The organism is Paracoccus jeotgali (assembly GCF_002865605.1).
Lineage (GTDB): Bacteria > Pseudomonadota > Alphaproteobacteria > Rhodobacterales > Rhodobacteraceae > Paracoccus > Paracoccus jeotgali.
The window spans coordinates 312,983-330,603 of sequence record NZ_CP025583.1; the positions used below are offsets into that span (position 1 = coordinate 312,983).

At 67.4% G+C, this 17,621-nt stretch carries 15 protein-coding genes; 7 read left to right on the forward strand and 8 right to left on the reverse strand.

Annotated features, from left to right (window positions below; genetic code table 11):
• Positions 1-56: 56 nt before the first annotated feature.
• Positions 57-497: a large conductance mechanosensitive channel protein MscL gene (gene mscL / locus CYR75_RS01605; RefSeq protein ID WP_101498542.1), complete on the forward strand. Its 441-nt coding sequence runs from the start codon at positions 57-59 to the stop codon at positions 495-497.
• Between the two features lie 44 nt (positions 498-541).
• On the opposite strand, the gene CYR75_RS01610 is transcribed toward mscL, so the two are convergent.
• Positions 542-994: an META domain-containing protein gene (locus CYR75_RS01610; protein ID WP_101498543.1), complete on the reverse strand. Its 453-nt coding sequence runs from the start codon at positions 992-994 to the stop codon at positions 542-544.
• A gap of 288 nt (positions 995-1,282) precedes the next feature.
• On the opposite strand from CYR75_RS01610, the gene CYR75_RS01615 reads away from it, so the two are divergent.
• The 4 genes from CYR75_RS01615 to rnr are packed head-to-tail and all read left to right on the forward strand — an operon-like array spanning position 1,283 to position 5,947.
• A complete protein-coding gene (locus CYR75_RS01615) occupies positions 1,283-2,050 on the forward strand; it encodes a sulfite exporter TauE/SafE family protein (protein WP_101498544.1) in 768 nt (255 codons plus the stop codon).
• A 15-nt stretch (positions 2,051-2,065) separates the two neighbouring features.
• Positions 2,066-3,223, forward strand: coding sequence for a succinyl-diaminopimelate desuccinylase (dapE, locus tag CYR75_RS01620; protein WP_225972794.1), 1,158 nt, complete (start codon positions 2,066-2,068; stop codon positions 3,221-3,223).
• Complete coding sequence (locus CYR75_RS01625) at positions 3,220-3,633, forward strand: GNAT family N-acetyltransferase (RefSeq protein WP_101498546.1); 414 nt, start codon at positions 3,220-3,222, stop codon at positions 3,631-3,633. The genes dapE and CYR75_RS01625 overlap by 4 nt, the downstream gene beginning before the upstream one ends.
• Positions 3,634-3,688: 55 nt before the next feature.
• Positions 3,689-5,947 (forward strand): ribonuclease R, encoded by a 2,259-nt coding sequence (rnr, locus tag CYR75_RS01630; protein ID WP_101498547.1) that lies wholly within the window; start codon positions 3,689-3,691, stop codon positions 5,945-5,947.
• A 14-nt stretch (positions 5,948-5,961) separates the two neighbouring features.
• On the opposite strand, the gene CYR75_RS01635 is transcribed toward rnr, so the two are convergent.
• Positions 5,962-6,366 (reverse strand): group III truncated hemoglobin, encoded by a 405-nt coding sequence (locus CYR75_RS01635; protein WP_101498548.1) that lies wholly within the window; start codon positions 6,364-6,366, stop codon positions 5,962-5,964.
• Positions 6,367-6,593: 227 nt separating this feature from the next.
• Here CYR75_RS01635 and ileS point away from each other — a divergent pair, with 227 nt between their 5' ends.
• Positions 6,594-9,605: an isoleucine--tRNA ligase gene (gene ileS, locus CYR75_RS01640; protein WP_101498549.1), complete on the forward strand. Its 3,012-nt coding sequence runs from the start codon at positions 6,594-6,596 to the stop codon at positions 9,603-9,605.
• Between the two features lie 42 nt (positions 9,606-9,647).
• Here the strand turns inward: ileS and CYR75_RS01645 are convergent, their stop codons facing one another.
• The gene (locus CYR75_RS01645; RefSeq protein ID WP_225972795.1) at positions 9,648-10,796 is read right to left on the reverse strand and encodes a hypothetical protein; all 1,149 of its coding nucleotides are present in this window, start codon (positions 10,794-10,796) and stop codon (positions 9,648-9,650) included.
• Complete coding sequence (locus CYR75_RS01650; RefSeq protein ID WP_101498550.1) at positions 10,793-11,080, reverse strand: DUF6522 family protein; 288 nt, start codon at positions 11,078-11,080, stop codon at positions 10,793-10,795. Before CYR75_RS01650 ends, CYR75_RS01645 begins: the two co-directional genes overlap by 4 nt.
• A gap of 90 nt (positions 11,081-11,170) precedes the next feature.
• On the opposite strand from CYR75_RS01650, the gene CYR75_RS01655 reads away from it, so the two are divergent.
• Positions 11,171-11,785, forward strand: a complete 615-nt coding sequence (locus CYR75_RS01655) for a 5-formyltetrahydrofolate cyclo-ligase (RefSeq protein WP_101498551.1) — start codon at positions 11,171-11,173, stop codon at positions 11,783-11,785.
• A gap of 51 nt (positions 11,786-11,836) precedes the next feature.
• On the opposite strand, the gene CYR75_RS01660 is transcribed toward CYR75_RS01655, so the two are convergent.
• The 4 genes from CYR75_RS01660 to dprA all read right to left on the reverse strand — a co-directional run bounded on the left by CYR75_RS01660 (position 11,837) and on the right by dprA (position 17,600).
• On the reverse strand, positions 11,837-12,475 hold the full coding sequence (locus tag CYR75_RS01660) for a CoA transferase subunit B (protein ID WP_101500808.1): 639 nt from the start codon (positions 12,473-12,475) through the stop codon (positions 11,837-11,839).
• Complete coding sequence (locus CYR75_RS01665; protein WP_101498552.1) at positions 12,475-13,179, reverse strand: CoA transferase subunit A; 705 nt, start codon at positions 13,177-13,179, stop codon at positions 12,475-12,477. Before CYR75_RS01665 ends, CYR75_RS01660 begins: the two co-directional genes overlap by 1 nt.
• A 106-nt stretch (positions 13,180-13,285) precedes the next feature.
• A complete protein-coding gene (gene topA / locus CYR75_RS01670) occupies positions 13,286-16,042 on the reverse strand; it encodes a type I DNA topoisomerase (protein ID WP_101498553.1) in 2,757 nt (918 codons plus the stop codon).
• A 304-nt stretch (positions 16,043-16,346) separates the two neighbouring features.
• Positions 16,347-17,600: a DNA-processing protein DprA gene (dprA, locus tag CYR75_RS01675; protein WP_101498554.1), complete on the reverse strand. Its 1,254-nt coding sequence runs from the start codon at positions 17,598-17,600 to the stop codon at positions 16,347-16,349.
• Between the last annotated feature and the right edge of the window lie 21 nt (positions 17,601-17,621).

The following is a 17,621-nucleotide window of genomic DNA, read 5'->3' on the forward strand; positions in this document are numbered from 1 at the left end:
TCAAAAGGCGTGATACGCATTGTGTATTGATGCGCCTGAACCGGAAAGGTAGCCACATGATCAAAGAGTTCAAGGACTTCATCGCGCGCGGCAATGTCATGGACATGGCGGTGGGTATCATCATCGGGGCGGCATTCACCGCCATCGTGACGTCGCTGGTGGCCGACATCATCAACCCGATCATCGGGGTGGTGACGGGGGGCATGGATTTCTCGGACAAGTATGTGGTGCTGTCGGGCGACGCCCCGCCCGGCGCCTCGCTGCAGGCGGCGCGGGATTCCGGCGCGAATGTCTTTGCCATCGGCGCCTTCCTGTCGGCGATCATCAACTTTCTGATCATCGCCTTTGTCGTGTTCCTGCTGGTCAAGGGCGTGAACCGCATCAAGGACAGCACCTTGCCGGTCCGCCCGGAACCCGAACCCGCCCCGGCGCTGCCCACGCCAGAGGAGATCCTGCTGCAGATCCGCGACGAGCTGCGCGCCCGTCCGATGATCTAGGGCGCAGCGTCACGCGGGGCCGCAGGTCGCGGCCCCGGCTGGCATTACTGGTTCGGGTTCAGGTTGCGCCCGATCGGACCTGCGGGCGAGGCCAGACGGCCGTATTCAAAGGTCAGCGCCTTTTGCGGGCCCTTGATCCGCAGCACGCCGTCCTCATAGCTGATCCGGTCGGCATTGCGCAGCGCGTTGAAGAAGCGGGCTTCCTGATCGCTCCACCGGCAGGACTGGCCGGCAGTCTGGATCTCGCCCACGACGATTTCCGGCGGCGTGCCCGAGATCGGCGCGGCGAAGCTGTTGCAGCCGGTGCGGCCGGTGATCTGGTTCGGCGCGATGGTCATGGTGGTGTGCCGGACGCTCAGCACCTCGCCGCCGATGTTGAACAGGACGTAATCGCCCGTCGGGATCGTCGAATAAGGCTCGTCAGGGACCATGGCGGAGGGCTCGCAGGCGGCGAGGGCCAGGGTGGCAAGCGCGGCGGCGGTGATGGGGCGGAACATGGCAGCGTCTCCGGGTTGAGAGTGTCGGATAATTGCAAACGGCTTTGCAACGCGGGTCAGAGAGGGTCAACTCACTGTAATGTCAGCAAAGGCCCGAGAGCGGCGCGCGGTTCCACAGCATCGCCGCCGGGATCAGGGAAATCAAGGCACTGCAGCATGGCCGGGGCAAGGCCGGCAAGGCAGCCTAGATCGGGCGCTACTGCGGAAAAGGCACGGCCTGTTGCCATGATGTCACGTTCTGGCGCAGGCGGCGATTGCGCCCGTCCGGGGCCGCGCTAGTCTCGCGCCATGTTCGGACTGGACCCCGCCATTCTCGCCGTCATGATCGCGGTCACGCTGTTTGCCGGCTTCGTCAAGGGCGCGGTGGGCTTTGCCATGCCGACGATCATGATGTCGGCCTTTGCCTCGGTCCTGCCGCCGCAGACGGCGCTGGCGGCGCTGATCCTGCCCACGCTGGTCACCAACCTGATCCAGGCCGGGCGGCACGGGATCGGGCCGGCGGCGCAGACGGTGCGGCGCTATCGCTGGCATATCGGGGCGGTGGCGCTGTTCATTCTGGTCTCGGCGGCGCTGATCCAGTCGGTGCCGCAATCGCTGATGTATCTGCTGCTGGGCGTGCCGATCACCGGTTTTGCGGTCTGGCAGTTGTCGGGCCGACCGCTGGCGCTGCCGATCCGCCATGCCCGCCGGGCCGAGATCGTGACCGGCGTCATCGGCGGGCTGTATGGGGGCATCTCCGGCATCTGGGGGCCGCCGCTGATCGTCTATCTGCTGTCCATCGGCGCGCCCAAGGCCGAACAGATGCGGGTGCAGGGGGTGGTGTTCCTGATGGGCGCAGTGGTGCTGACGCTGGCGCATCTGGCCTCGGGCGTGCTGAACGCGCAGACGTTGCCCCTGTCGGCGCTGCTGGTGGTGCCGGGGCTGGTCGGGATGCTGATCGGGCTGCGCGTCCATGACCGGCTGGACGTGGCGCAGTTCCGCCGCTGGACGCTGGTGCTGCTGATCCTGACCGGGCTGAACCTTGTGCGGCGCGGGCTGGAAATCCTGACCGACTGACCCTATCCAGAGCGGATGAGCGATTTACCCATGACCGACGCCGCCGAGCTGACCCGCGCGCTGATCCGCTGCCCCTCTGTCACGCCGGACGAGGGCGGCGCGCTGACCCTGCTGCAAGGGCTGCTGGGCGAGGCGGGCTTTGACTGCACCCGCGTCGATCGCAACGGCACGGCGAACCTGTTCGCCCGCTGGGGGGCCAAGGGCGCGGCGCGCAGTTTCGGCTTCAACGGGCATACCGATGTCGTGCCGCCCGGCAATCCCGACAGCTGGACCCATCCGCCGTTTTCCGGGCATCTCGACGATGACGGCATGATCTGGGGGCGCGGCGCCACCGACATGAAATCGGGCGTCGCGGCCTTTGTCGCCGCCGCCATCGACTTCGTCACCCGCACCCCGCCCGACGGCGCCGTGATCCTGACCATCACCGGGGACGAGGAAGGCCCGGCCCGCGACGGCACCCGCGCCATTCTCGACTGGATGGACAGCGAGGGCGAGCGGATGAGCGTCTGCCTGGTGGGCGAACCGTCGAACCCGGAAACCTTCGGCGAGATGATCAAGATCGGGCGGCGCGGCTCGGTCACCTATCGGGTCACGGCGCGGGGGGTGCAGGGGCATGTGGCCTATCCGCACCGCACCCGCAATCCGCTGCATGCGCTGATCGGCTTTCTGAACGATCTGACCGCCACGCCGCTGGATCAGGGCTCGGCGCATTTCGACCCTTCGGGGCTGCAGGTCACCACCGTTGACTGTGGCAACACGGCGACCAATGTTGTGCCCGAAACCGCAACGGCGGTGTTCAACATCCGCTTCAACGATCTGCACGACCCGGACAGCCTCGATGACATGCTGCTCGGGCGGGCGCAGGCGATTACCGAGGCGACCGGCGTCACGCTGGACCTCGACGCCAGCGTGACCGGCGACAGCTTCCTGACCGCCCCCGGGCCGCTGGTGGATCTGGTCGCCGGCGTGGTCGAGGCGGAAACCGGCCTGCGCCCGGTCCTGTCCACCACCGGCGGAACCTCGGACGCGCGCTTCGTCAAGGATCACTGCCCGGTGGTCGAGTTCGGGCTGGTCGGCCGCTTCATGCACGAGGTCGATGAACGCGTCCCCGCCGACCAGATCCGCGCCTTGCAGCGGGTCTATCACCGCATCCTGCAGGGCTATTTCGGATGAAGATCGAGCTGACCCGTGATCTGGACACCTGCCGCGCCTTGCGGCGTCAGGTGTTCATTCAGGAACAGAACGTCTCCGAGGCCGAGGAGTGGGACGGGCTGGACGCCACCGCGCTGCATCTGCTGGCTTGGGACGATGCGCGTCCGGTGGGCACGGCGCGGCTGCTGATCGCGGGCGACAGCGCCAAGATCGGGCGGGTCTGCGTGCTGCGCGACATGCGCGGCCGGGGCATCGGCGCGCAGGTGATGCGCGCGGCGATCGAGGTGCTGCGCGAGCGGGGGCTGCGGCGGGCCAAGCTGGCGTCGCAGACCCATGCGCTGGCATTCTATGAAAAGCTCGGCTTCGTGGCATACGGGCCGGAATATCCCGATGCCGGCATCCCGCACCGCGACATGGTGCTGGAACTGTAGCGCCGGGCGGATTGTTTCCTGAGATGACCGACATGGCGTCGGGGAAAGGGCCTTCATGGCAGTGCCGAGCAAGCAGCAGATCCTTGACTGGATCGCCGATCATCCCGACGCGGATTCCAAACGCGATCTGGCCAAGGCGTTCGGCCTGAAAGGCAATGAGCGGGTCGAGCTGAAGCGGCTGCTGAGGGACATGGCCGCCGAGGGGCAGTTGGTCCGCCGCCGCAGCGATCAGCGCGAGGCGGGCAGCCTGCCGCCGGTGACGGTGGTGCAGGTGATGCCGCCCGATGGCGCGGGCGATCTGTTCGTTCGCCCGATCGAGGGCGCGGACGAACCCGCGCGCCGCATCCTCTATCAGCCGCGGCCGCAGGACCCCGCCCTTGGTCCCGGCGACCGCTTTCTGGCGCGGCTCGCGCCCGAGCGGGGCGAGGATTACGACTATACCGCCCGCCTGATCCGCCGCATCGGCGAGGTCAGCGACAAGGTCGTGGGCATCTTCCGCCAGCAGGCCGAGGGCGGGCGCATCCTGCCCATCGACAAGGGCGCCGACCGCGAATGGCGGGTGCGGGCCGGCGACACGCTGGACGCCCGCGACGGCGAGTTGGTCGAGGCCACGCAGACCGGACCGCGCGGCCGCATGGGCCTGCCGCAGGCGCGCATTACCGAACGTCTGGGCGATCCCTCGGCCCCGCGCGCGGTAAGCCTGATCGCCATTCACCAGCACAACATCCCTGACGAATTCCCGGCCGAGGTGATCCGCGAGGCCGATGCCAAGCCCCCCGCCGACATGACCGGGCGCGAGGATCTGCGCCATCTCGATCTGGTGACCATCGACCCCCTCGATGCCCGCGACCGCGACGACGCGGTGACCGCCTATCCCGACACCGACCCGAAGAACCCCGGTGGCATGGTGATGTGGGTCGCCATCGCCGATGTGGCCTATTACGTCACCCCCGGCAGCCCGCTGGACCGCGAGGCGCGCAAGCGCGGCAACTCGACCTATTTCCCGGACCGGGTGGTGCCGATGCTGCCCGACACGCTGTCGGGCGATCTGTGCAGCCTGCATGAAGACGTCGACCGCGCGGTGGTCGCGGTGCGGATGCGGATCGACGCGCAGGGCAACAAGATCGGGCACGATTTCCATCGCGGCATGATGCGCTCGCGCGCCAGCCTCAGTTACGAACAGGCGCAGGCGGCCATCGACGGCCAGCCCGACGCGGCGACGGCGCCGCTGCTCGACCAGGTGCTGCGGCCGCTATGGGATGCCTATGACCGGCTGGCGGCATCGCGCAAACGGCGTCAGCCGCTGGATCTGGACCTGCCCGAACGGCGGATCGTGCTGGATGATGAGGGGCGCGTCACCTCGGTCAATTTCAAGGACCGCTTCGATGCCCACCGGCTGATCGAGGAGTTCATGGTCCTCGCCAATGTCGCCGCCGCCGAGGAATTGCTCGCCCGCCGCCGCCCGCTGCTGTTCCGCGTCCACGAAGAACCGACGCTGGAAAAGCTGGATGCGCTGCGCGAGGTGGCGCAGGCGTCGGGTTTCGTGCTGGCCAAGGGGCAGGTGCTGCATACCAGCCAGTTGAACCGACTGCTGGCGCAGGCCGAGGGGACGGATTTCGACGAACTCATCAACGTCTCGACCCTGCGCGCGATGACGCAGGCCTATTACCACCCGGAAAATCTGGGGCATTTCGGCCTCGCGCTGCGGTCTTACGCGCATTTCACCTCGCCCATCCGGCGCTATTCCGACCTGATCGTGCATCGGGCGCTGATCACCGCCCATGGCTGGGGCGCAGGCGGGCTGTCGGCCTGGGATATCGACCATTTGGAAGAGACCGCGACCCAGATCTCGAACACCGAACGCCGCAGCATGGAGGCCGAGCGCGACACCACCGACCGCTATCTGGCCGCCTATCTGTCCGAGCGGGTCGGGACCGAACTGACCGGGCGCATCAGCGGCGTGCAGAAATTCGGCGCCTTCGTGAAGCTGGACGAGACCGGCGCCGACGGGCTGCTGCCGATCCGCGAGATCGGGAACGAGTATTTCCACTATGACCCCGACGCGCAGACGCTGATCGGCTCGGAAACCGACCTGAAGATCGGCATCGGCCAGCGCGTCACCGTGCGCCTGACCGACGCCAGCCCCCTGACCGGCGGGCTGACGCTGGAACTGCTGGAACTCGACGGCGAGGCGGTGGCGCGGGGGCCGAAGTCGAAGCGCGGGCGGGTGACCAGCCGTCGGCCCTCGGCGCTGAAATCCAAGCAGCGCGCGGATGAACGCCGCGCCAAGCGGATGCGGCGGCGGCCGGGCTAGGTCAGGCGTCGGGACTAGCGCAGGACCGGCGGGCCGGGGCGACGTTCGCGCAGATCCTCGACCCCCATCCGCAGCCCGGCGCCGATCCGGTGGGCCAGCGCCGACCAGGCGGCGGCCAGATCCTCGGGCAGGGTGCGGCGCAGGGTCTCGTCGAACAGCGCCAGCCAGGGCGCGAAATGCTGCGCCTCGACATCGCCGGCCTGCATGTGGACGCGCATCGGATTGCCGTCGTAATTCCGCTCATACAGGATCGCGTTGCGCCAGAAGCGGGCGATCTTGTCCTCATGCTCGGGCCAGTCGGTGACGTGGCGGGCAAAGATCGGGCCCAGAACCTCGTGCCGGCGGATGGCGGCGTAAAACACCTTTACGACACGTTCGATCTGTTCCGTGGTCAGGTTGATGCGGGGCGGAATGGACATGATCGTGACATGGCAAGCCCGCCCCGATCTTGCAAGGGTCGGGGATGTCGCAGCGGCGGCGCCCCCGCCAAGCCCCGGATGCCGGCTTGCCCCCGGACGCCGCGCCTTTTAAACAGCGGGCACGATGTTCAGACCCGGCGGGATCATACGAATTATCCGCCCGGTGGCGCAGGGTTTGCGCCGCCGGGATTTCGCATGCCTGACCTGACCCTGAAGGAGTCCCGCCGATGACCGACGCGCCCACCAAGACCCAGACCGACACCCAGACCGCCCCCGACTACCGCGACACCGTCTTTCTGCCCAAGACCGATTTCCCCATGCGCGCCGGCCTGCCCGCGCGCGAACCGGAATGGCTGGACCGATGGGCGCGGCTGCGCGTCTATGACCGCCTGCGCGAAACCTCGGCCGGGCGCGAGCCCTTCATCCTGCATGATGGCCCGCCCTATGCGAACGGGCATCTGCATATCGGCCACGCGCTGAACAAGGTGCTCAAGGACTTCATCACCCGCAGCCAGCAGATGATGGGCAAGGATGCGCGCTATGTGCCGGGCTGGGACTGCCACGGCCTGCCAATCGAGTGGAAGATCGAAGAGCAGTATCGCCAGCAGGGGCTGGACAAGGACGCCGTCGACACCATCGAGTTCCGGCAGGAATGTCGCCGCTTTGCCGAGCACTGGGTCGATATCCAGCGCGACGAGTTCAAGCGCCTCGGCATCACCGGCAAATGGGACGACCCCTATCTGACGATGGATTTCCACGCCGAGTCGGTGATCGCGGCCGAGTTCATGAAGCTGCTGATGAATGGCAGCCTGTATCAGGGCTCGAAACCCGTGATGTGGTCGCCGGTCGAAAAGACCGCCCTGGCCGAGGCCGAGGTTGAATATCACGACCACACCAGCCACACGATCTGGGTGCGGTTTCCAGTCATTTGGGCGCCGTCTGGCAAGGCTACTTGGGTTTCAGACACATCTGCCGAAACTCTATCAGCCTTGAGTCAAGAACAACTGGAACGTAGAGCCGAAGTTACAGGTGCGTCAGTCGTTATCTGGACGACGACGCCCTGGACGATTCCCCAGAATCGGGCAGTCGCTTTCAACCCATCGATTTCCTACGGTCTGTACGAGGTGACTTCCGTCGCCGAAGGCTCCACCGCGCAAGTTGGTGAGCGATTGATGCTCGCAGACGCATTGGTAGAGGAAACATTTAATGCAGCAAAGGTTACCGGCTTTGAGCGGAGGTCAGAGCTGACTGCCAGCGAATTGGAGCAGATGACCCTCGCCCACCCCCTGCGCGGGGTCGAGGGGGCGAATGGCGAATGGGATTACGACGTCCCGATGCTGCCCGGCGATCACGTCACCGACGACGCCGGCACCGGTTTCGTCCACACCGCGCCCAGCCACGGCGATGACGACTATCAGCTCGGCCTGAAATACAAGCTGCCGATGACCTATAATGTCGAGCCGGACGGCAGCTATCGCGCCGATCTGCCGATCTTTGGCGGGCAGGCGATCATCCAGCCCGACGGCAAGGATGGACCGGCCAATGTCAGCGTCATCAAGAACCTCGCATGGGCCGGAAAGCTGCTGGCCAAGGGCAAGGTCAAGCACTCTTACCCGCATAGCTGGCGGTCCAAGGCGCCGCTGATCTATCGCAACACCCCGCAATGGTTTGCGGCCATCGACCGCGAGCTGGATGACGGGATGAACGAATATGGCCGCACGATCCGCTCGCGCGCGCTGACCAGCATCGACAAGCTGGTGAAATGGTGGCCGCAATCGGGGCGCAACCGCATCTTTTCCATGGTCGAAAGCCGCCCCGACTGGGTGCTGTCGCGGCAGCGCGCCTGGGGCGTGCCGCTGACCTGCTTTGTCCGCAAGGGTGGCCGCCCGACCGATCCGGATTTCCTGCTGCGCGACGAGCGTGTGAACGCCCGCATCGCCGAGGCGTTCGAGGCCGAAGGCGCCGATATCTGGTATCGCGACGGCTTCAAGGCGCAGATGCTGGACGGGATCGTCCCGCCCGAGGATTACGAGCAGGTGATGGACGTGCTCGACGTGTGGTTCGACAGCGGCTCGACCCATGCTTTCGTGCTGCGCGACCGGCCCGACGGATCGCCGGACGGCATCGCGGATCTGTATCTGGAAGGCACCGACCAGCATCGCGGCTGGTTCCATTCCTCGCTGCTGCAGGCGTCGGCCACGATGGGCCGCGCGCCCTATCGCGGGGTGCTGACCCATGGCTTCACGCTGGACGAAAAGGGCATGAAAATGTCCAAATCGCTGGGCAATACCATCGTCCCGGCCGAGGTGATCCAGCAATACGGCGCCGATATCCTGCGGCTCTGGGTGGCGCAGGTGGATTATACCGCCGATCAGCGCATCGGGCCCGAGATCCTCAAGGGCACCGCCGACAGCTATCGCCGCCTGCGCAACACGCTGCGCTTCATGCTGGGTTCGCTGGCCGGCTTTACCGAGGCCGAGCGGGTCGACCCGGCCCTGATGCCAGAGCTGGAGCAATGGGTGCTGCACCGCCTTGCCGCGCTGGATCATCAGGTGCGGCAGGCTTACGCCAGCTATGACTTCCAGGGCGTGTTCCAGGCGCTGTTCCAGTTCGCGACGGTGGACCTGTCGGCCTTCTATTTCGACATCCGCAAGGACGCGCTGTATTGCGATGCCCCGGACAGCCTGCGCCGCCGCGCCGCGCGCAGCGTGCTCGACCTGCTGTTCCACCGGCTGGTCACATGGCTGGCGCCGATCCTGCCCTTCACGATGGAGGATGTCTGGCTGTCGCGCTTCGATTCCGACGACGACAGCGTGCATCTGCACGACTTCCCCGCCACGCCGGCGGACTGGCTGAACGAGCCGCTGGCGCTGAAATGGGACGGCATCCGCAAGGCCCGCCGGGTGGTGACAGCCGCGCTTGAGGTCAAGCGCAGCGACAAGACCATCGGCGCCAGCCTCGAGGCCGCGCCGGTCGTCCATATCCGGGACGAGGACACGCTGAAGGCGCTGAAATCGGTGGATTTCGCGGATATCTGCATCACCTCGGACCTGTCGCTGACCGCCGATCCGATCCCGGCCGAAGCGTTCCGCCTGCCCGACATCGCCGGCATCGGCGTGGTGTTCGAGACTGCGGACGGGCAGAAATGCCAGCGCTGCTGGAAGATCCTGCCCGATGTCGGCAGCCATTCGCACCCCGCGACCTGCGCGCGCTGCGACGCGGTGCTGGACCGGCTGTGACCCTTGCGGCCCCGCTGACCGGCGGGGCCGGTTGCGCGGGCGTCAGACCAGCCACCACCCGGCGCGCTTGATCTGCTGGCGCAGCGGCTGCTCGCGCAGCGGCAGGTTCTTGCGGTCGATGCGCGGCCGCAACTCGCGCCGGCCGTTCTGGTCATAGATCAACGCCTGCGCGGGCTTCCAGCCCTCCAGGATCGGGCGCAGATCGGGTTCTGCCGCGGCCTGTTCGACGGCCCGAATGGCGGCCTCGGATTCGCGCGCATAAAGCAGCGGCAGCTTGCGCCAATGGCAGGTCAGCTTGCCGTCCAGCCCCGACAGCTCCGGCCCCGGCCGTCCGCCGCCCAGGCTGTGGATGACCAGCGGCAGCACGATCTGGTCGAGCCAGGGGAACAGCTCCTGCGTCGCCAGCGCCTCGCCCGGATCGTCCCGCAAGGCCCGCGCCCAGTCCAGATAGCGCGCGGCAAAGGGCTGCGGATCGGCGCCCAGAAACCAGCCGGCGTTGAAATAGACGTAACGCTCCCAATGATTTACCGGCTGTTCCTGATCCAGCGAACTGTCGAAATCGAGGCCGAAGCGATTATAGAGCGCGTGCCAGATCTCCCCCACCTCGGGCCCATAAAGCGGCGGCTTCGGCCATGTCCCCTCGCGCTGCATCGAGGCCGAGGGGCGCGTGAAATCCGCCGCCAGCCGGTCGAGGGGACCGGTCACGACGGTATCGCTGTCGAAAAAGATGAAGGGCTCGCCGGCAGGCAGCAGCGACAGCGCCTCGATCTTGTTGCCATTTGGCCAGTCGGCGCCGAAATGGCGGGCGGTAAAGGGCGCGATCTCGGCTCCGCGCGCGATCAGCGCCGCACGCCCGGCATCCGAAAGCGCCGTCGCGTGGCCCCTCCACGCCCCGTCCGAGCGCGGCTCGGCCACGATCAGCCGACCCCGCCAGTCGGGCGCGTTGCGGCGCAGGCTGTCGGCAAAGATCAGCGCCTCGTATTCAAGTCGCCCAGCCTGCGCGACGATCAGGATGTTGAAGCGGGTCGCAGCGCTGGTGTGCGGCACCGTTCCCGCCGCGCGTTCGGCCGCGCGCGCCTCGCGTCTGGCGCGGTTGGCGGCGTTGCGGGCGCGACGGGCGGCGCGTTCGACCTCCTTGGCCGCGTCCTGTTGCTTGCCCTTGCCCCGGGCCGGGTCGTCGGGCGGCGTCATTCCGGGGCCGCGCCGAAGCGGGCCTGGCTGATGATGCGCCCCTCGCCATCCACGGTCAGCCGAAAGGTGCGCCCGCGATAGAGGAAGTTCAGGCGGAACCGCCCCTCATCCTCGCCCTCGCCGCGTTCGTGCCGGGTGGTGATGGCGCCCGTCGACATGGCGCGCGCGATGGCGTGCAGCGGCAGGTCGAGCCCCTGCGCGATCAGCGTGGCATCGACGGTAAAGCCGCTTTCGTCGCGGGTCACCAGCGGCGCGGGGTCGTCGGGCGGGTTCTGGTCGGTCATGCGAATGGCCTTGCAAAGACGGGTGGCGGGTCGGCAACCAGCATGGCAACCTGTCGCCCGGGATACAACCATTTGCGATGAAAGCGAAACATGTCCAGCCAGAAGGCCGCAGCCGACCCCACCGATGACGACGCCCTCTGGCGCAAGACCACGCGCGCCGCGCTGCTGGCGGCGCGGGCGGCGATGCCGGATCAGGCGCGCGCGCAGGCCGAGGCGCGGATTGCGGCGCATCTGGACGCGCTGCTGCCGGCGCTGCTGGCCGGCGTGCAGGGCCGGGTGCTGGCCGGCTATTGGCCGATCCGGGCCGAGCCCGACCTGCGCGACTGGATGCACCGCGCCGCTGCCGCCTTCGGGTTGGAGCTTGCTTTGCCTGTGGTGGCCGCGCCCGATCAGCCGCTGATCTTTCGGCCCTACCGCGCGGGAGACCCCATGATCGCCGGCCGCTGGAACATCGCCGAGCCGGCGGGAGAGGCGGTGGTGACGCCCGACATCATCCTCGCACCCGTGGTCGGCTTCGATGGCCACGGCTACCGGATGGGCTATGGCGGGGGGTTCTATGACCGCACGCTGGAGGCGATGTCGCCGCCACCGCAGACCATCGGCGTCGGCTTCGAATCAGCGCGACTGGAGACGATCCACCCCCAGCCCCACGACCTGAGGCTGGACGTGATCGTGACCGAGCGCGGGCTGCACCACAGCCGCTGACGAAAAAAGGGGCCAAGCGGCCCCTTTTCCGTAATCAGACTGGCCGAAGCATCAGACGATGCGGGCCTCGGTCGCGGCACGCAGCTCGTCCTCGGTCACGCCATCGGCCAGTTCGACGATCTTCAGCCCGCCCTCGACCACGTCGAGCACGCCCAGATTGGTGATGATCCGGTGCACCACGCCCTTGCCGGTCAGCGGCAGGGTGCATTCCTTCAGCACCTTCGATTCGCCGTGCTTGTTGGTGTGGTCCATTACCACGATGACGCGGCCGACCCCGGCCACCAGATCCATCGCCCCGCCCATGCCCTTGACCAGCTTGCCGGGGATCATCCAGTTGGCGAGATCGCCATTCTCGGCCACCTCCATCGCGCCCAGGATCGCGGCGGCGATCTTGCCGCCCCGGATCATGCCGAAGCTGGTCGCGCTGTCGAAATACGAGGTGCGCGACAGTTCGGTGATGGTCTGCTTGCCGGCGTTGATCAGGTCGGGGTCTTCCTCGCCCTCATAGGGGAAGGGGCCCATGCCGAGCATGCCGTTTTCGGATTGCAGGGTGATGTCCTTGTCGCCGACATAATTGGCGACAAGCGTCGGGATGCCGATGCCGAGGTTGACATACATCCCGTCCTCGAGCTCTTGCGCGGCGCGCTCGGCCATCTGGTTGCGGTCCCAGCCCTTGGTTTCGGCGGCCATCATGCGGTCTCCTTCTTGCGGGTGGTCAGCTGCTCGATGCGCTTCTCATGCTCGCCCTGAATGACGCGATGCACATAGATGCCGGGCAGGTGGATCATGTCGGGGTCGAGGCTGCCGCGCGGGACGATCTCCTCGACCTCGGCCACGCAGACCTTGCCGCACATGGCGGCGGGCGGGTTGAAGTTGCGCGCGGTCTTGCGGAACACCAGATTGCCGGTGTCGTCGGCCTTCCACGCCTTGACGATGGACAGGTCGGCCACGATCCCGCGTTCCAGGATGTATTCCTGCCCGTCGAAGACCTTGACCTCCTTGCCCTCGGCGATCACGGTCCCGACGCCGGTGCGGGTGTAGAAGCCGGGGATGCCCGAGCCGCCGGCCCGCATCCGTTCGGCCAGCGTGCCTTGCGGGTTGAATTCCAGCTCGAGCTCGCCCGAGAGATATTGCCGCATGAATTCAGCATTTTCGCCGACATAGGACGACTGCATCTTGCGGATCTGGCGGGTGTCGAGCAGCTTGCCCAGACCAAACCCATCGACGCCGCAATTGTTGCTGGCGATGGTCAGATCCTTGACGCCGCTTCTGACCAGCCCGTCGATCAGCAGTTCCGGGATGCCGCAAAGGCCAAAGCCGCCGGCGGCAATATGCATGCCGTCGAACAGCAGCCCGTCAAGGGCGGCATCGGCGTCGGGATAGACTTTTTTCATATCTTCCTCCGAATACGTTGCGGAACTTGTCGCAAGGGGGCCGCGCGCTGTCAACGTGGCGGCGTGATGCGGCGCGCTTTCCACGGGGTCGCGGGACGCGGCAGGATCACTCTGCCGCGCCCCCATCCTCGGTATCCGAGGCTTTCTTGGCCTTGGCGGCAGGCTTCTTCGCCGCCGTCTTCTTGGCCGCCGTCTTCTTGGCGGCAGGTTCCTTGGCAGCGGGCTTCTTCGCCGCCGGCTTCTTCTCGGCCGTGGCCTTCTTGGCGGCAGGCTTTTTCGCCGCCTTCTTGGCCGGCGATTTCGCCCGCTTCGCGGCGATCAGCTCCAATGCCCGTTCGAGCGTGATGTCAGCCGGGTCGAGATCGCGCGGCAGCGTCGCATTGACCTTTTCCCATTTGACATAAGGCCCATAGCGGCCATTCATCACCGAAATCGCGCCGCCCTCGGGATGCTCGCCCAGCTCTTTCAGGGGCGCGGCGGCAGCGGCGCGGCCACGCATCTGCTTCTGCGCCAGCACCTCGACGGCGCGGTTCATGCCGATGGTAAAGACCTCGTCCACATCGGGCAGGTTGGCGTATTTCGAGCCATGCTTGACATAGGGGCCATAGCGCCCGATCGAAGCCTCGACCATCTCGCCATCCTCGGGGTGCGGGCCGATGGGGCGGGGCAGGGCCAGCAATTGCAGCGCCCGGTCCAGATCCAGCGAACCCGCGTCCCAGCCCTTGGGGATCGAGGCGCGGGGCGGTTTCGGCACCTCCTCCGTCGCCTCGCCGCGCTGCACATAGGGGCCGAAGCGGCCGACCTTCAGGCTGATATCGTCGCCGCCATCCTGTCCCAGCACCCGGTCGCCCACGGCCTCCTCGCCATCGGGGGCCGACAGCGGGCGGGTAAACCGACATTCCGGATAGTTCCCGCAGCCGATGAAGGCGCCGCCGGAACGCGCCGTCTTCAGATGCAGCCGCCCCTTGCCGCAAAGCGGACATTCGCGCGGATCGCCGCCATCCTCGCGCGGCGGATAAAGATGCGGGGCCAGCGCCTCGTCGATGGCGGTCAGCACCTCGGAGATGCGCAGTTCCGACGTGCCGTCGAGCGCGGCCGAGAAGTCGCGCCAGAACCGCCGCAGCACTTCGCGATAGGCGCGGTTGCCCGAGCTGATATCGTCCAGCTCGGATTCCAGATTCGCGGTGAAATCATACGAGACGTAGCGTGGGAAATAGCGGGTCAGGAAGGCGGTCACCAGCCGGCCCTTATCCTCGGGCAGCAGGCGGTTCTTGTCCTTGCGGACATATTCGCGGTCCTGGATCGTGGTCACGATCGAGGCATAGGTCGAGGGCCGGCCGATGCCGAGCTCTTCCATCTTCTTGACCAGCGTCGCCTCGGTATAACGGGGCGGCGGCTGGGTGTGGTGCTGGCGCGCGGCGGCGGCGAAATCGGCCGCACTCAGCAGGCTGTCGGTTTCCTTGGGCAGGTCGGCGGGGGCGCCGTCGGCATCGCTTGCCACGGTCTTTTCCATCTCGGCCCGGAAGGCGCCGGGGACCAGCCGCGCCGCCTCGCCCTGCGCGATCTGCGGCAGGCGGGCGCTGTCCTCGGCGTCGTCATCGTCGCGGCCCTGGTCATAGATCGCGAGGAAGCCGTCGAACAGCATCACCTGCCCCGTCGCGCGCAGCCCGACCTGCCCGTCCGGGCTTTCGATCTCGACCGCGGTGCGTTCCAGCCGCGCGGCCTCCATCTGGCTGGCGAGGGTGCGCTTCCAGATCAGCCCATACAGCGCCCGCTGATCCTTTTCCGAGATCTTCAGCTGGTCCGGCGACAGCGACATCTCGGTCGGTCGGATACATTCATGCGCTTCCTGCGCGTTCTTGGCCTTGTTCTTGTACATGCGCGGCGATTTCGGGACGTAATTCGCGCCGAAACGGTCGCGGATCGCGTCGCGGGCGGCCATCACCGCCTCGGGCGCCATGTCGATGCCGTCGGTCCGCATATAGGTGATCAGCCCGGCCTCATACAGGCGCTGCGCGGTGGACATGCAGGCCTTGGCGCCCATGCCCAGCTTGCGGCTGGCCTCTTGCTGCAGGGTCGAGGTCATGAAGGGCGGCCAGGGGTTTCGCGTCGCGGGCTTGGCGGTGACGCTGGCGACCGACAGATCGCGGCTGGCGATCGCCGACAGCGCGAGCCGGGCCTTTTCGGCGTCGGCCAGATCGAAGCGGTCCAGCTTGCTGCCGGCGAGGCTGACCAGCGTCGCGTCATATTCATCGCCCGCAGGCGTCGCCAGCCGGGCGTGGACCGACCAGTATTCGCGGGCCCGGAAGGCCTCGATCTCCATCTCGCGCTCGACGATGAGGCGCAGCGTCACCGACTGCACCCGGCCGGCGGATTTCGCGCCGGGCAGCTTGCGCCACAGCACCGGCGAGAGGTTGAAGCCGACCAGATAATCCAGCGCCCGGCGGGCGAGATAGGCGTCGACCAGGTCGCGGTCGATCTCGCGCGGGTGGGCCATGGCCTCGGTCACGGCGGCCTTGGTGATGGCGTTGAAGGTCACCCGGCTGACCGATTTGCCCTTTTTCAGCGCCGGGGCCAGGGCCTCGAGCAGATGCCAGGAAATCGCCTCGCCCTCGCGGTCGGGGTCCGTGGCGAGGATCAGCGCGTCATCGGTGGCCAGCGCGTCGCGGATCGCCTTGAGGTGCTTCTTGCTGTCCGAAGCGACCTCCCAGCGCATGTCGAAATCGGCGTCGGGATCGACCGAGCCGTCCTTGGGCGGCAGGTCGCGGACATGACCGAAGGATGCGAGAACGGTGAAGTCGTCGCCCAGATATTTGTTGATCGTCTTGGCTTTGGCCGGCGATTCGACGACGACGACGGGCATGGCGGACCTCATGGCGGATTCGGGCCGGCAAGATGGGGCTGCGGACCCTGGGTGTCAACGGCTGACGGCGGGAGGGGCTGATGGGGCAGGCAGCGGCGGCGTGGTGGCAGGGCAGTCGTGGCCGGGGCGGGGGTGGCGGAGCAGCATCGGCGGGAGTGACGCCGGAAACCGTCAAGATGACGATATGCAATCTCTCCTTCGCCGCCTTTGATCCCTCAACCGCACCTTCGCGTCCTACAGGCCTGCATCAACGGAAACTCACGCTTGCTGAACGGCCCCACCTCTGAACCTCATGCGCTCCGCCTCATCCGCTCAACGCCACGCGCCCCCCTGCCATGCGGGCAATCTTGCCTGACAGTTCCAGCCGCAGCAGCACCGGGGCGAGGGCGGCCGCGCCGAGGCCGCAGTCGCGGATCAGCACGTCCTCATCCAGCGGTGCGGGCGAGAGGCGGTCGAGGACTGTGGCCTCGATCTGCGCCGGGGTGGCTCGCAAAGGGGCGCCGGTTCGGTCCGGTGGAGTTGCAGGGCCGTCGCGATCAATTGCCGCGGGTGCCGAGGTTTCGGGGTTGGTCCGCGACTGCGTTACGCCCGCCTCGGGCGTCGCATCTGACCCAGAAGTCAGCCCCTGCGGCGGATCACCGGCGCCTGTCACGCGCGCCAGCGACTGTTGCAGATCGGGGAGGGCGGCGATGACGTCCTCGGCGCTGCGGACCAGCACTGCGCCGTCGCGGATCAGCTGATTGCAGCCGCCGGCGCGGCCGTCGACGGGGTGGCCGGGGACGGCCATCACCTCTCGCCCCTGATCGAGCGCGTCGCGGGCGGTGATGAGGCTGCCGGATTTCAGCGCCGCCTCGACCACCACCACGCCATGGGCGAGACCCGAGATGATGCGGTTGCGGGCGGGGAAATGCCGCGCCACGGGCACGGTGCCGGGCGGTTGTTCGGTAATCAGGCAGCCCCGGTCGCAGATCATGCTGGCCAGAACGCGGTTCTCTTGCGGATAGATGACGTCGATGCCGCCGGCCATGACCGCGACGGTGCCCGACCGAAGGCTGGCCTCGTGTGCGGCGGTGTCGATGCCGCGGGCCAGACCCGCGATGACGGTGATTCCCTCCGCGGCCAGCGCCCCCGCCATGCCCCGCGCCATCCGCAGCCCCAGCGATGAGGCATTCCGCGCCCCGATCACCGCGAGGCCGGGCCGGCGCAAGGCGTCCGCGCAGCCCTTGAGCCAGATCACCGGCGGCGCGTCGGGGATGTCGCGCAGGAGCGCCGGATAGTCGGGCGAATCGCAGCGGATCAGTCGGGCGCCGGCCTTGTGGCCGGCCTTCAGTTCGGCCACGGCCACCGCTTCGGGGCAGGGCGCATAGTCCTGAACCCCTGCCTGACGGGCGATGTCGGGCAGGGCCTGCAGGGCGGCGCGGGCGCTGCCATGTTCGGCCACAAGCCGGTGGAACGTCGCCGGCCCGACCCGGCGCGAGCGGATCAGGCGCAGCACGCTGAGGTCGTCATCGCCCGCATCCGGCGCCGCCGGGCTGGTCTTGAAGGAAAACAACCGCATCGCCCCTCTGCCTGTCCTGAG